1 pseudogene is annotated in these 504 nt (G+C 76.4%); it reads right to left on the bottom strand.

The annotated features are described in order from the left end of the window. Nucleotides 1-504 (bottom strand): annotated as a pseudogene (locus G3I65_RS32575) (hypothetical protein); the annotation flags it as partial.

Raw genomic sequence — 504 nt, 5'->3', positions numbered from 1 at the left:
GGCCGCCCGGCAGCCGGTCCGCCTCGGCCGCCGGACCGGCGCCATGCCCGTGCAACCCGTGCCCGAAAGCCCGCCGCACCGCTTGCCGCAGCTCGTGCACCAGCAACGCGTGCACCAGCCCGGGCTCCGCGAACTCGGCCTCCCGCAACGCCAGCTCAACCCCCAGCACGGCGTCATCGCACAACCGTCGCGCCTCGGGCCACGAAGTCCCCGTCACCCGCAACGGGTTCCACGCCCCCGCCGCCGCGTCCTCCGCGTAGTCCTCGACCGCGTCCAGCAGGTGCGCCACCCGCCCGAACAACCGCCCGGCCTCCGCCAGCGGCGCCACGTTCCCCGGCCGCCCGGCCAGCTCCGCCGTCCGCGCGAAGGCCGCCGACGTAGCCAGCTCCGCCGGTTCCGTCGCCAGCAACGCCGAGTCCCCCAACCCGACCGAACTCTCCAGCGTCCCCTGCCGCGCGACCGCCTCGGTCAGCACCGAGGTGTCGAACCCCACCCGGCCACCGG

Origin of the sequence: Amycolatopsis sp. SID8362 (genome assembly GCF_010550475.1) — a bacterium.
Classification (GTDB): Bacteria; Actinomycetota; Actinomycetes; order Mycobacteriales; family Pseudonocardiaceae; genus Amycolatopsis; species Amycolatopsis eburnea.
The sequence above is the reverse complement of the archived record's forward strand: the minus strand, read 5'-3'. Positions and strand labels throughout refer to the sequence as shown.